Raw genomic sequence first — 13,992 nt, 5'->3', positions numbered from 1 at the left:
ACTCACGTGGCAAAGAACATTCAAGCCATTCGCGGCATGAACGACTACCTGCCGGAAGAAACGGCATTATGGCAGCGTATTGAAGGCATCCTCAAGCAGGTGCTTAGCGGCTACGGTTACAGCGAAATCCGCTTGCCGATTGTAGAGCAGACCCCGTTATTCAAACGCGCGATCGGCGAAGTGACCGACGTCGTGGAAAAAGAGATGTATACCTTCGACGATCGCAACGGCGAAAGCCTGACGCTGCGTCCGGAAGGCACCGCTGGTTGCGTTCGCGCCGGCATCGAACATGGTCTGCTGTACAATCAGGAGCAGCGTCTGTGGTACGTCGGTCCGATGTTCCGCTACGAGCGCCCGCAAAAAGGCCGCTATCGCCAGTTCCATCAACTGGGGGCTGAAGTGTTTGGCCTGCAGGGCCCGGATATCGACGCTGAGCTGATCCTGCTGAGCGCCCGCTGGTGGAAAGCGCTGGGGATCTCCGAGCACGTCAAGCTGGAGCTGAACTCCATCGGTTCACTGGAAGCGCGCGCCAACTACCGCGATGCTCTGGTGGCCTTCCTGGAACAGCATCAAGAGAAGCTGGACGAAGATTGCAAACGCCGTATGTACAGCAACCCGCTGCGCGTCCTGGACTCGAAAAACCCGGAAGTGCAGGCGCTGTTGAACGACGCGCCCCGCCTGTCCGAGTATCTGGATGAAGATTCCAAAGCCCACTTCGAAGGTCTGTGTGAACTTTTGGCGCAGGCAGGCATCCCATATACCATCAATGAACGCCTGGTGCGCGGTCTGGACTACTACAACCGCACGGTATTCGAATGGGTAACCACCAGTCTGGGTGCTCAGGGGACGGTGTGTGCCGGCGGTCGTTATGACGGCCTGGTAGAGCAACTGGGCGGGCGTGCAACGCCGGCGGTCGGTTTCGCCATGGGCCTGGAGCGCCTGGTGCTGCTGGTTCAGGCGGTTAACCCGGAGTTCAAGGCCGCGGCGACCATCGACGTGTACGTGATTTCCTCCGGTGCCGGTACTCAGAGTGCAGCAATGCAGCTGGCGGAGCGCGTGCGTGATGCGGCGCCACAGCTCAAACTGATGACCAACTACGGCGGTGGTAACTTTAAGAAGCAGATCACCCGTGCGGATAAGTGGGGCGCGCGCGTCGCCCTGATCCTGGGTGAGAACGAAGTCGCAGCCCAGCAGGTGGTGGTTAAGGACCTGCGCAGTGGTGAACAAGAAACGCTGGCGCAAAGCGAAGTCGCAGTGCGCCTGGCTCTGATGTTAGGTTAAGGAGAAGGACACCGTGGAAGTCTATACCACTGAAAACGAACAAGTCGACGCCGTGCGTCGGTTCTTTGCCGAGAATGGCAAAGCGCTGGCAGTGGGCGTGGTGCTCGGAATTGGTGCCCTGGTCGGCTGGCGTTACTGGCAGAGCCACGAAAACTCCAACATGATGGCTGCGTCCCAATCTTATCAGGAAGCCAGCGATCGTCTGGCTGTCGGTAAGCCGGATGATGTCGCCGCCGCGGAGAAGTTTGCCCAGGCCAACAGCAACAGCTACGGCGTGCTGGCCTCTCTGGAGCTGGCGAAGCATTTTGTTGAGCAGAATGACTTTGCCAAGGCAGATAAACAATTGGTGTTGGCGCAGGGCCAGACCAAAGATGAAAACATGCTTTCGATGATTAACCTGCGTCTGGCGCGTGTCCAGTTGCAGGAGAAAAAGCTGGATGACGCGCTGAAAACGCTGGATGGCGTGAAAGGCGAAGGCTGGGCGGCGATGGCGCAAGATACGCGCGGCGACGTACTGTTGGCGAAAGGTGACGCCAAAGGTGCACGCGAAGCTTACAGTAAAGGCATTGAGTCTAACGCTTCTCAGGCGCTGCAGGTTCTGCTGCGCATGAAATTGAATAACTTGTCCAGCTAAGGGGAATTCCCATGCAATTGCGTAAAACACTCTTGGTCGGACTGGTTTCCGTTGCCTTGCTGAGTGGTTGCTCACTGTTCAACAGTGAAGAAGACGTGGTTACCATGTCGCCGCTGCCGAAAGTTGAAAATCAGTTCACGCCGAACAAGGCGTGGAGTACCTCGGTCGGTGACGGTGTCGGTGAGTTCTATTCTCACCTGCGTCCTGCTTTCCAGGACAACACTATTTACGCCGCCGATCGTCATGGCATCGTGAAAGCACTGGATGCCGACAACGGTAACGAAAAGTGGAAGGTTGATCTCTCTGAGAAAACCGGCTTCTTCTCCAGCAACCTGCCGGCACTGCTGTCGGGCGGTATGGCGGTAGCGGGTGACAAGGCTTACGTTGGCAGTGAGAAAGCCGTGGTTTACGCGCTCAATACCTCAGACGGTACTGTAGCCTGGCAAACCAAGGTGGCCGGCGAAGCGATTTCACGTCCGGTGATCAGCGACGGTATGGTACTGATCCACACCTCCAACGGTTTGCTGCAGGCGTTGAACGAATCTGACGGCGCGGTGAAGTGGACGGTTAACCTGGACATGCCTTCACTGTCGTTGCGCGGTGAATCCGCACCAGCCGTTGCCTTTGGCGCAGCCATTGTTGGCGGTGATAACGGTCGCGTAAATGCCGTGCTGATGCAGCAAGGTCAGCTGATTTGGCAGCAACGTATTTCCCAGCCGAGCGGCGCGACCGAAATCGATCGTTTGAACGATGTCGACACTACGCCGGTGATTGTTGAGGGCGTTGTCTACGCATTAGGTTACAATGGCAACCTGACGGCGTTGGATCTGCGTTCCGGCCAGGTCATGTGGAAGCGTGAACTGGGCTCGGTGAACGACTTTATCGTTGATGCAGGTCGCATCTACCTTATCGATCAGAACGATCGCGTGGTGGCGTTGAGCACCGAAGGTGGCGTGACCGTATGGACGCAGAGCGATTTGCTGCACCGCAACCTGACTCCGCCGGTGATGTACAATGGTTTCCTGGTGACCGGTGACTCTGAAGGTTACCTGCACTGGATTAACACCACGGACGGCCGTTTTGTTGCTCAGCAGGAAGTGGATAGCTCCGGCTTCCTGTCTGCGCCGGTGGTAGCAGGCGATAAGCTGGTCATCCAGGCGAAGGGCGGAAAAGTTTACGCTTTCACCCGCTAACGCCGATCGTCGCACGGATTGCCAACGGCTCCTGAATGTTCAGGGGCCGTTTCGTATTTTTATAAGCTGCACTTCTGGTGTCTATCCATAGTGTAGTAACGCATTGATTATTAAGTAATGAGGCTTCACAATGATACCTGTCGTCGCGCTAGTAGGGCGCCCGAATGTGGGTAAATCCACCTTGTTTAACCGTTTAACCCATACGCGCGATGCGCTGGTGGCGGATTTCCCCGGGCTAACGCGAGACCGCAAGTATGGTCGTGCTGAGGTTGAGGGTAATGAATTCATTATCGTCGATACCGGGGGCATTGACGGCACCGAAGACGGCGTTGAAACACGCATGGCCGGTCAGTCGCTGCTGGCGATCGAAGAAGCAGACATTGTGCTGTTTATGGTCGATGCTCGCGCCGGTCTGATGCCGGCCGATCTGGGCATTGCCCAGCATCTGCGCAACCGCCAGAAAGCCACTTTCCTGGTCGCCAACAAAACCGACGGTATGGATCCAGACATGGCCGCCGCCGATTTCTATTCGCTGGGCCTGGGCGACGTGCATCCAATCGCGGCTTCCCACGGTCGTGGCGTAGCGCAGTTGATCGAGCACGTACTGGTGCCGTTCGTTGGTGAAAAGCCGGAAGAAGTCGAGCTGACCGAAGAAGAGGCTAACGCCGCTTATTGGGCCGAGCAAGAAGGTGAAACCCTCGAAGGCGCAGAAGAAGAGCCGGAAGACGACTTCAACCCGCAGGATCTGCCAATCAAACTGGCTATTGTGGGTCGTCCTAACGTAGGTAAGTCCACACTGACTAACCGCATCCTCGGCGAAGATCGTGTCGTGGTATACGACATGCCGGGCACGACCCGTGACAGCATCTATATCCCGATGGTCCGCGACGAGCGCGAATACGTGCTGATTGACACCGCCGGGGTACGTAAGCGCGGCAAGGTGACGGAAACCGTAGAGAAGTTCTCGGTAATCAAAACCCTGCAGGCGATCGAAGACGCCAACGTGGTGTTGCTGGTGGTGGATGCACGCGAAGGCATTTCCGATCAGGATCTCTCGCTGCTCGGCTTTATCCTCAATAGTGGGCGCTCACTGGTGATTGTCGTCAACAAGTGGGACGGCATGAGCGAGGAAGATCGCGATCACGTGAAAGAGATGCTCGATCTGCGTCTGGGCTTTGTCGATTTCGCCCGCATTCACTTTATCTCTGCCCTGCATGGCAGCGGCGTTGGTAACTTGTTCGTTTCGGTACTGGAAGCTTACGAGTGTGCGACCCGCCGCGTAAACACCTCCATGCTGACCAAAATCATGCAGATGGCTGCCGACGATCACCAACCGCCGTTGGTACGTGGCCGCCGCGTGAAGCTGAAATATGCGCACGCCGGTGGGTATAACCCACCGATTGTGGTGATCCACGGCAACCAGGTGACCGATCTGTCCGATTCGTACAAACGCTACCTGATGAACTACTTCCGTCGTTCTCTGAAGGTAATGGGTACGCCAATCCGCATCCAGTTCAAAGAGGGTGAGAACCCGTTTGCCGGCAAGCGCAACCTGCTGACGCCGAACCAGATGCGTAAGCGTAAACGCCTGATGAGCCACCTGAAAAAAGGCTAATAATCAGTATTAGGGGCGCGGTATGATTACCGCGCCCTTTTTTATTGGATCGAAATCGTTTTATTATCTGACTATTACCGCCGTTAGCCTGAAGGAACATCATGTCCTGGGAAACCTGGAGTTTTGCATTCAACGTCACCGTACCCAATCTGTTAATGATGTTGCTGGGCATATTGCTGCGCCATTGGCGCTTGATGGACGACCGTTTTATCGACGGCGCCACCAAACTGGTGTTTAACCTGGCGCTGCCCTGTCTGTTGTTTTTCAGCATCGCTACCAACCACCCACAGCTGCTGGATAACCTGCCGCTGGTGATCTTCGGCGCTATCGGTACTCTCGCCACCTTTTTGTTGCTGGAAGTGGCTGCCGTCTGGCTGGTCAAAGAGCCGCGTGAGCGTGGTGTCTTTGTGCAGGGGGGCTTCCGCGCCAATACCGCCATTGTCGGCCTGGCCTATGCCATGACCGCTTACGGCAGTGAGGGTGTGGCGTTAGGATCGTTGTACCTGACGGTGACGGTGATCCTGTTTAACATACTGTCAGTGATTACCCTCACGCGCAGCCTGCAGGGCGGACAGGGCAAGCGGATCAGCCGTCTGTCGCTGTTGCGCAGTATCGTCACCAATCCGCTGATTATCGGCTTGGTGTGCGGGCTGGCTTATGCGCAGACCGGTCTGGGGATACCTCAGGTGATCAGGCAGACGGGCAGCTATATCTCCGCACTGTCGTTGCCGCTGGCATTGCTGTGCACCGGGGCCAGTTTGGATCTGCGCGCCATGTTTCGCTCGTCCAACGTGGCAGCGCTGTCCTCTTCGGCCAAGTTGTTTGTCGTGCCGGTGATAATGACGCTGAGTGGCTGGCTGTGCGGTTTTCACGGCGCGGCGTTGGGGATTATCTTCCTGTTCTCGGCTACGCCTACGGCTTCTGGCAGCTATGTGATGACGCGTGCGATGGGGGGCAATGCCACGCTGGCGGCGAATATTATCGCCATCACCACCGTCGGCTCTTTTTTCACTACCGCGCTGGGCATCTATTTCTTACGCTCATGGGGCGTGATTTAACCAGGGAGTGACTATGGAAGCGCAGTGTCCGCAATGCGAACAAACAATGGAGTGGGTGAATGGTCACTACCATTGCGCCGCTTGTAACAGTGATTATCAGCAGTTGGCCCACTGCCCGGATTGCGGGCAGCCGTTACAAGAGCTTAAGGCCTGCGGCGCGGTGGACTACCTGTGCCAGAACGGCCATGGGTTGATATCCAAAAAGCGGGTGTTATTCAGTTATCAACCGTTGTAAGCATTCACTCATCTACCTGACCGGTTTTCCACAGGTCGACCAACGCCTGCGGGGCGCTGGTTTCCGGGATCAGCAGTACGATTTCACTGCACAGGGCCTGACTGTAGTAGCTGATCTGCACGCGAAAATAACGTTGGTCACCGCAGCCGGGTGAGTCCGGTTGCCCCTCTTCCTGGGCGTAGGGCAGCGCCTGGTTCAACAGTTGATTCAGGCGCTGCCGTTGCTCTGGCGTAATGTCGGCCAGCGCAATGCGCCGCTGGCCCGCCAGTTTGGGAATAAAGGCGAAGCCGCCTTCACGCGCCAGCTCAATGACCGTATCCTGATTGAGTGCCGGCAAGGGTTTCATTACTCCACCCCCACCTGGTGCCAGGCCTGCTGCACCTTGTCCGCCACCGCACTGTCGAAGCGCTGCTTGGCATGTTTCACCGTGGTACGGGCAAAGGTAGCGAAGTCAGCGTCCTGCGGCAGTGCCTTGTCGCAAAGAGTGTCGTACCAGATGTAACCGGCTTTCTCCCAGGCAAAGCCGCCCAGAGCGGTGGCCGCCAGATAGAAGGCGCGGTTGGGAATGCCGGAGTTGAGGTGGACGCCGCCGTTATCCTCTTTGGTCTGAATGTAGTGTTTCATGTCGGCTGGTTGCGGATCTTTCCCCAACAGCGGATCGTCGTAGGCGGTACCGGGCGCCGACATCGAACGCAGGCCCTTGCCGTTGATGCCTTTCGCCAGCAGGCCTTCGCCAATCAGCCAGTCAGCCTTATCCGCGGTTTGCTTGAGATGGAACTGCTTGACCAAAGAACCAAAGACGTCAGACAGCGACTCATTCAGCGCACCGGCCTGCTGGAAGTAAATTAGCCCGGCTTCGCTTTCGGTCACGCCGTGCGCCAGTTCGTGGCCGACTACGTCGATGGCGATGGTAAAGCGGTTAAAGATTTCGCCGTCACCGTCGCCGAAGACCATTTGCTGGCCGTTCCAAAAGGCGTTCTGGTATTCCTTGCCGTAATGCACGCTGCCGGTCAGCGGCAGGCCCCGGTTGTCCAGCGAGTTGCGTTTGAATGCCTGCCAGAAGAAATCGTAGGTGACGCCGAGATAGTCATAGGCTTCATCCACCGCCACGTCATGATTACTGGCCTGGCCCTCATTACGCACCTGCTTACCCGGCAGTTGGGTGCCGTTTTCGGCATCAAAAATATCGCGGATGACTTCACCACCGGTCGAGGTTTTCGCTCCGGGGGCGCGCAGTGGCTTGTTGCCGAGCAGGCTTTGAACGTGGTTTAGAGTGTGTAATGCGCAGTCGCGCTGCGGCAGGCTGCCGTGCTCGATGATCCGGCGCAGCATATAAGGGGGGATGACCGATCGTGCGGTTAGGGTCGGCATAGTGGCTCTCCTTAGGCAAAAAATTTTACCCGTCATCTTTCAAGCTACAGGGTATCTATAAGGATTCAGCCACTAAGTGTAGTTCAGACATCGTAAAGGCGGTGATCATGAGTGCTGACCGCCGGGTTGGTTTTATGGGGGCTGACGCGTTTGACCGAGGCGCGAACCGCCAGCTTGCCGTGCAGCAGCAGGTTGCACGGGGGCGCATCGGCACGCAGCATGCGGCGCTGCAGGAGTTGAATGGCCTCATAGCCCAGCTCATCGCGCGGCACATGCACCGAGGTGAGCGGCACATCATGAATTTCCGCCAGATTAAAACCGTCGGTGCTCATTACCGAAATATCACCGGGTACGCTCAATTGCAATTTGTTGAGTGCCTTGACCGCGCCGACCGCCATATAGTCGCCACCGGCAAGAATGGCCGTCGGCAGTTGCGAGCGCTGACTGACCCGGTTGATAAAGGTGGTGAGTGCCTGCTCGGCCTCTTCACTACCGAAACCGGAGGTGGTGACCAGATGGCGGCCCTCGTCGAAGGCGATATTGTGCCGCGCATAGGCTTGTTTAATGCCCGCCAGCCGCAGCTCCATAGTGTGCCGACGCAGGCACTGCAGGTTCAGAATATGGCTGTGGCCCTGCTGGAACAGGTAATTGGCGGAGAATTCGCCAATCAGTTGATGGTCGGGTGACACGCTATCGAGCCGCATTTGCCGGTCGCTGCAGTTAATCAGTACGCAGGGTTTATTCAGATCGGCGGCTAACTGGTGGATATGCTCGTCATCGATACCGATAATCAGCGCCGCCTGGGTCTGCGGATCGCTCATCTTTTCCAGAAACAGCGCGCCGTCGCTGTGCAGTTCTTCAAGCCCGCAATAGCGAATACGCACTTCATGCTCCGCCAGCGCGGCGGTAATGCCCTGGATCACTTTGTAGTAAAAAATATCGGTACGTACGTCAAAGGCGCGTTGTGGCGCGAAGACCATCACGCTGTTCAGCATCAGTCGGCCACTGGAAATTCCCTGCAGGATCCCTTTCTGTTGGGCGCAGGCCAGCACCTTCTGGCGGGCTTCGGCACTGGTATTGGATTTGCCGGCTAAAACGCGTGAAACGGTGCTGATCGACAACCCGGTTTGGTGGGCAATTTCCTGTATTTTCAGCTTTCCGTTCATTCTGTGATCTCCTTCAAATTTGGCGATGAAAATATTTTCACTGCATTTTTTCAGCGTACTGTCAGGCTTTGATCGCCATTATGGCGAGCTTTTATCCTTTGCATGAAAACTTTTGCAAAAAACCACGTTTCGCTCACGCTTCCGGCTGGCTAGTCTGAATTGGTATGCCAACTTTATAGATTTATCAGTCCAATTAGTGGACTGAATTATAAATAAAATGAAAATAAATCATGTGGTTGTGAAGGTGAGGCGCCTGCTTCTGGGAAGCACAATGCAATTTAATACCCCCCATACCTTCGCTAGCCAAACGTACCCTACCAAAAAACGCGCTGTGTCACCGGGCAGCCGTCGTGGAGAGAAGACAGATGAGTGTGGAAATTAATCAGACGGTCGTCGCCAGCGGCCGGCGTAAATTTAAATCACTGCGCTGGTGGATGCTGGCGCTGTTTCTGCTGGGTGTCACGGTTAACTACATCACTCGCAACTCGCTGGGTATCCTGGCGCCGGAGCTGAAAACCAGCCTCAACATGACCACCGAGCAGTATTCCTGGGTGGTGGCGTCGTTCCAATTGGCCTATACGGTATTTCAGCCGATCTGCGGCTGGCTGATTGATGTGATTGGCCTGAAGATGGGGTTCCTGATCTGCGCCAGCATCTGGGCGGTGGTTTGCATGATGCATGCCGGGGCCGGCACCTGGGTGCAGCTGGCGATCCTGCGCTTCTTTATGGGCGGGGCAGAAGCAGCGGCCACGCCGGCCAACGCCAAAGCGATTTCCGACTGGTTCCCGAAAAAGGAACGGCCCATCGCCGCCGGTTGGGCGGGCGTCGGATTTTCTATCGGCGCCATGCTGGCACCACCGATCATCGTCATTGCCCACGTCTCCTTTGGCTGGCAGGGCGCTTTCCTGTTTTCCGGTGCGCTGGCATTGCTCTGGGTGGTGCTGTGGTGGCGGTTCTACCACTCGCCGCAGCAGCACCCCAATCTGAGCCAGCAGGAGCTGGATCTGATCCGCGAAGACAACGAGCCGGAGTTACCCCGACTGCCTTTCTTCAAGTCGTTGGCCATTCTTTGCCGTAACAAAAAGTTTTACGGCATTGCCATTCCGGCCTTTCTCGCCGAACCGGCCTGGGCGGTATTCAGTTTCTGGGTGCCGCTGTATTTGGCTACCGAACGCGGTATGGATTTAAAACACATCGCCATGTTTGCCTGGCTACCGTTTTTGGCGGCGGACATCGGCAGCGTCGCCAGCGGCTATCTCACCACGTTGTACCGTAAATGGTTTGGCTGCAGCCGCGTCAACTCGGTGGTGGCCAGCTCGGTCACCGGCGCATTCATGATGGTCTCGCTGGCGTTCGTCGCGATCACCAAAGATCCCTACGTGGCGATCGCTCTGATCTCGATCGGCGGTTTCGGCCATCAGGTGATCTCCTGCATGCTCAGCGCGCTGGTGGTGGAATCCTTCGATAAAAATCAGGTAGCGACGGTCAACGGTATGCGCGGCTCCAGCGCCTGGATCGCCAGCTTCCTGTTCACGCTGCTGATCGGCGCGGTCTCCGATACCGTCGGTTTCAATCCGCTGTTTATCGCCATGGGCTTCTTCGACCTGATCGGTGCCGTATTCCTGATTGCCTTAATCGCCGAACGCGGCGGTAAAAAAACACTCAATAGTTAAGTTGGATACCTATGAAAACCTTAAAAAACTGGATGTTGACCGGTCAGTACGCCGATCGCATTGAGCTGTTGGTCGACGAACGTCACCTGTTCTGCCTGTACGTGCTGGAAAACGACCTGTTCCGCGTGTTGATTAAACGCAATGGCGAATTGGCGCTGGATCGTACCTGGAGCATCGCACCGCAGACGGATGTGCCCTGGGAAGGGCGTGACCGCTTGAGCGTGGCCGGCTTCGGCCTGCCGGGTTATCAGTTGCAGCAACATGACGATCGCCTGGTGGTGACGACGTCTGCACTGCGCGTGACCGTGCATCAGCCGCTGTGGCTGGAATGGGAGCACTGCAACGCCGCCGGTGAATGGCGCCCGCTGGCCGCCGATCGGCCAACCAGCGCTTACCTGTTGAACCCGCATGGCGACGGCGTGGCCCACTATCAGCGCCGTCAGGCTAGTGAGCGTTATTACGGCCTGGGTGAGAAGGCCGGTGATTTGGAGCGCAGCGGTCGTCGCTTTGAAATGCGCAACCTGGACGCCATGGGCTACAACGCCGCCAGCACCGATCCGTTGTACAAGCACATTCCGTTCACTATTACCCGCGGGGAAGAGGCCAGTTTCGGGCTGTTTTACGACAACCTGAGCAGTTGCTGGCTGGATCTGGGCAATGAGATCGACAACTACCATCTGGCCTATCGCCGCTATCAGGCCGAAGCGGGGGATCTGGATTATTACCTGTTCCTCGGCCCCAAGGTGCTGGACGTGACCAAGGCGTTTGTGCGCCTGACCGGCAAGAGTCACTTTGGACCGAAATGGAGCCTGGGCTACAGCGGCTCCACCATGCATTACACCGATGCGCCGGACGCGCAGCAGCAGCTACAGCAGTTTATTCAGCTCTGCCGCCAGCATGATATTCCCTGCGACTCCTTCCAGCTGTCATCGGGTTATACCTCTATCGGCAATAAGCGCTACGTGTTCAACTGGAACTACGACAAGGTGCCACAGCCCAAACAGCTGAGTCAGGCGTTTCACGATGCCGGGTTAAAGCTGGCGGCCAACATCAAGCCGTGCCTATTGCAGGATCATCCGCAGTATCAGCAGGCGGCGGATCAGGGGCTGTTTATCCGGGATTCCGAAAGCGACCGGCCGGAACGCTCCAGCTTTTGGGATGACGAGGGCTCGCACCTCGACTTCACCAATCCGGCGGCAGTGCAATGGTGGCAGCAGGGCGTGACGCAGCAGCTGCTGGAGATGGGCATCGATTCCACCTGGAATGACAATAACGAATACGAAGTCTGGGACGGAGAAGCGCGTTGCCACGGCTTTGGCACACCTATCGCCATCAAGCACATTCGCCCGGTGATGCCGCTACTGATGATGCGCGCTTCAATGGAGGCTCAGCAACGCTTTGCTCCCGAACTGCGGCCTTACCTGATCTCGCGTTCCGGTTGCGCCGGCATGCAGCGTTATGTGCAGACCTGGAGCGGTGACAACCGCACCAACTGGCAGACTTTGCGTTACAACATCCGCATGGGGTTGGGCATGAGCCTGTCCGGCTTGTATAACCTGGGGCACGACGTCGGCGGTTTTTCCGGTGACAAGCCGGACGCCGAACTCCTGGTGCGCTGGGTGCAAAACGGTGTGATGCATCCGCGTTTTACCATTCACTCCTGGAATGACGACGCCACGGTTAACGAACCCTGGATGTATCCGGCCGCCACCCCGGCGGTACGCGAGGCGATTAACCTGCGTTACCGACTGATGCCGTATTTCTATACCCTGTTGTGGCAGGCCAGTGCCGACGACGAGCCAATGCTGCGCCCGACCTTCCTCGACCATGAGCATGACGAGCAGACTCTGAAAGAAACCGATGATTTTATGATTGGTCGCGATCTGCTGGTGGCCAGCGTAGTGGAGCAGGGACAACGCCAGCGGCCGGTGTATCTGCCGGATAACGGCGATGGCTGGTATTGCTTCTACAGCGGCCAGTGGTTCAGTGGCGGCCAGACGGTGGTGCTGGAAGCCCCGCTGGAGCGCTTGCCGCTGCTGGTGCGTGCCGGTGCGGCATTGCCATTGTCATCCCGCCTGGCGCATGTTGACGTAATGGCAGATGATCGACGTGAGCTTAAGTTGTTCCCGCAAAAAGGCTGTGGCAGCGCTTCTGGGCTGTTATTCGAAGATGACGGGGAAAGTTATGGCTGGCAGCAGGGCGACGCGCTGTGGCTGCGCTGGGAGATGCTCAGTGACAATCAGCGCATCACGCTGAACATCACCACCGAGGGCCGCTTTAAACCGGCATGGCGAACCCTGACCTTCAGCTTGCCTGCCGGAGAAGCCCGCGAGTTGTGGATCAACGGCGCGCCCGGCGACAGTTTTACGCTGGAATAAGCGGAATTATTCAGCCGCGCGCTTTTTGCGCGGCTTTTTGGCCAGGGTGATGGTTTTGACTTCACTTTCCACCCAGCCATCCTGCAAACGGGTTTTCAGCAGTTCACCTACCTGCGCCTGTTTGGTGGTTTTGAGCAGTTCGCCGCGTGGGGTTTGCGTCACGCTGTAGCCACGCGCCAGCGTTGCCAGTGGGCTGACTGCCTCAAGCTGGCTGCAGGCTACGCCAAAGCGCTGACGCCAGGCATTGAGCTGCCGTTCCAGCGCTTGCTGCAGTCGGTATTCCTGCTGCTGTACGCGTTGCTGGTAACGATGAATGCGTGCCTGTGGCTGCATTTGCGCCAAGCGCTGTTGCGCCCGCTCGCTGCGGCGTGAAGAGACCCGCAGTTGGTTCTGCATGCCATCTTCCAACCGCCGCTGCAGTTTGAACAACAGCGTCTGCTGACGCGCCAGGCGCAGGTGTGGATGCTGTTGCTGCAAGCGGTGGTTGATGCGGGTGAACTGTTGCTGACGCTGGGCCAGATAGTAATCCATCGCCATTTCCATCCGCTGCTGCTGGGACTGCAACTGGCGCAGCAGCTCCAGCTGATTGCGGCTGACCAGTTCGGCGGCGGCGGAAGGGGTTGGCGCACGCAGGTCGGCGACAAAGTCGGCAATGGTGACGTCGGTTTCATGGCCGACGGCGCTGACGATCGGAATGCGGCTGGAGAAAATTGCCCGCGCCACGCGTTCGTCATTAAAACTCCACAGATCTTCCAGCGAACCGCCACCACGGCCGACGATCAGCACGTCACACTCGTCGCGGCGGTTAGCCGTTTCGATGGCGCGCACAATCTGCAATGGCGCTTCTGCACCCTGCACCGAAGTAGGATAAATAATGATAGGCAGTGAAGGATCACGCCGTTGCAGCACCTGCAACACATCGTGCAGCGCCGCACCGCTGGCGGAGGTAATGACCCCGACGCGTTTGGCCGGGCTGGGCAGGGGTTGTTTGAACTGTTGGTCGAACAGGCCTTCGGCGCTCAGGCGCTGTTTCAACTGGTCGAACTGCTGTTGCAACAGGCCGTCACCGGCAGGCTGCATGCTTTCGGCAATCAGCTGGTAGTCGCCGCGGGGTTCATACAGCGTAATGCTGGCGCGAACCAGGACCTGTTGGCCATTCTGCGGACGGAAAGTGGTGCGGCGGTTAGTGTTGCGGAACATCGCGCAACGGACCTGCGCACGATCGTCTTTCAGCGTGAAATACCAGTGGCCGGAAGAGGGTTGGGAGAAGTTGGAAATTTCTGCGGAGAGCCAAATCTGGCCCATTTCCATTTCCAGCAGCTGTCGAACCGTCTGATTCAGGCGGCTTACGGTAAAAATAGACGGCGAAACAGGTAGCGACATGTGAC

General features: G+C 57.3%; 12 protein-coding genes. 8 read left to right on the top strand and 4 right to left on the bottom strand.

Features of this window, described 5'->3' with window-relative positions; translation table 11 throughout:
* Positions 1–6 precede the first annotated feature (6 nt).
* The 6 genes from hisS to E5C26_RS18415 all read left to right on the top strand — a co-directional run bounded on the left by hisS (position 7) and on the right by E5C26_RS18415 (position 6,016).
* Positions 7–1,281, top strand: coding sequence for a histidine--tRNA ligase (gene hisS / locus E5C26_RS18440; protein WP_135317595.1), 1,275 nt, complete (start codon positions 7–9; stop codon positions 1,279–1,281).
* Between the two features lie 13 nt (positions 1,282–1,294).
* Positions 1,295–1,915 carry a YfgM family protein gene (locus E5C26_RS18435; RefSeq protein ID WP_135317594.1) on the top strand — a complete coding sequence of 207 codons (621 nt, stop codon included), beginning with the start codon at positions 1,295–1,297 and terminating at the stop codon, positions 1,913–1,915.
* 11 nt (positions 1,916–1,926) lie between these two features.
* Entirely contained in the window at positions 1,927–3,108 is a 1,182-nt protein-coding gene (bamB, locus tag E5C26_RS18430; RefSeq protein ID WP_135317593.1) for an outer membrane protein assembly factor BamB, read from the top strand.
* 130 nt (positions 3,109–3,238) lie between these two features.
* Positions 3,239–4,723, top strand: coding sequence for a ribosome biogenesis GTPase Der (der, locus tag E5C26_RS18425; protein WP_012146313.1), 1,485 nt, complete (start codon positions 3,239–3,241; stop codon positions 4,721–4,723).
* Positions 4,724–4,824: 101 nt separating this feature from the next.
* Positions 4,825–5,781 carry an AEC family transporter gene (locus E5C26_RS18420; protein WP_135317592.1) on the top strand — a complete coding sequence of 319 codons (957 nt, stop codon included), beginning with the start codon at positions 4,825–4,827 and terminating at the stop codon, positions 5,779–5,781.
* A 13-nt stretch (positions 5,782–5,794) separates the two neighbouring features.
* Positions 5,795–6,016 carry a zinc ribbon domain-containing protein gene (locus E5C26_RS18415; RefSeq protein ID WP_135317591.1) on the top strand — a complete coding sequence of 74 codons (222 nt, stop codon included), beginning with the start codon at positions 5,795–5,797 and terminating at the stop codon, positions 6,014–6,016.
* Between the two features lie 4 nt (positions 6,017–6,020).
* Here the strand turns inward: E5C26_RS18415 and E5C26_RS18410 are convergent, their stop codons facing one another.
* The 3 genes from E5C26_RS18410 to E5C26_RS18400 form a co-directional block, all read right to left on the bottom strand.
* The gene (locus E5C26_RS18410; RefSeq protein WP_135317590.1) at positions 6,021–6,362 is read right to left on the bottom strand and encodes a protealysin inhibitor emfourin; all 342 of its coding nucleotides are present in this window, start codon (positions 6,360–6,362) and stop codon (positions 6,021–6,023) included.
* Positions 6,362–7,387, bottom strand: a complete 1,026-nt coding sequence (locus E5C26_RS18405) for a M4 family metallopeptidase (RefSeq protein WP_135317589.1) — start codon at positions 7,385–7,387, stop codon at positions 6,362–6,364. Before E5C26_RS18405 ends, E5C26_RS18410 begins: the two co-directional genes overlap by 1 nt.
* Before the next feature lie 83 nt (positions 7,388–7,470).
* Positions 7,471–8,553, bottom strand: a complete 1,083-nt coding sequence (locus E5C26_RS18400; RefSeq protein WP_135317588.1) for a LacI family DNA-binding transcriptional regulator — start codon at positions 8,551–8,553, stop codon at positions 7,471–7,473.
* A 365-nt stretch (positions 8,554–8,918) separates the two neighbouring features.
* Between E5C26_RS18400 and E5C26_RS18395 the strand changes: the two genes are divergently transcribed.
* Together E5C26_RS18395 and E5C26_RS18390 are read left to right on the top strand one after the other, a co-directional pair.
* Entirely contained in the window at positions 8,919–10,226 is a 1,308-nt protein-coding gene (locus tag E5C26_RS18395) for an MFS transporter (protein WP_135317587.1), read from the top strand.
* A gap of 11 nt (positions 10,227–10,237) precedes the next feature.
* Positions 10,238–12,604: a glycoside hydrolase family 31 protein gene (locus E5C26_RS18390; RefSeq protein ID WP_135317586.1), complete on the top strand. Its 2,367-nt coding sequence runs from the start codon at positions 10,238–10,240 to the stop codon at positions 12,602–12,604.
* A 6-nt stretch (positions 12,605–12,610) separates the two neighbouring features.
* Here E5C26_RS18390 and xseA read toward each other — a convergent pair whose 3' ends face one another.
* Positions 12,611–13,987: an exodeoxyribonuclease VII large subunit gene (gene xseA, locus E5C26_RS18385; RefSeq protein WP_135317585.1), complete on the bottom strand. Its 1,377-nt coding sequence runs from the start codon at positions 13,985–13,987 to the stop codon at positions 12,611–12,613.
* Positions 13,988–13,992: the final 5 nt, after the last annotated feature.

This window comes from Serratia proteamaculans (assembly GCF_004684015.1).
Taxonomy (GTDB): domain Bacteria; phylum Pseudomonadota; class Gammaproteobacteria; order Enterobacterales; family Enterobacteriaceae; genus Serratia; species Serratia proteamaculans_F.
Note: the sequence above shows the minus strand (reverse complement) of the source record. Positions and strands in the feature narration are given on the sequence as shown.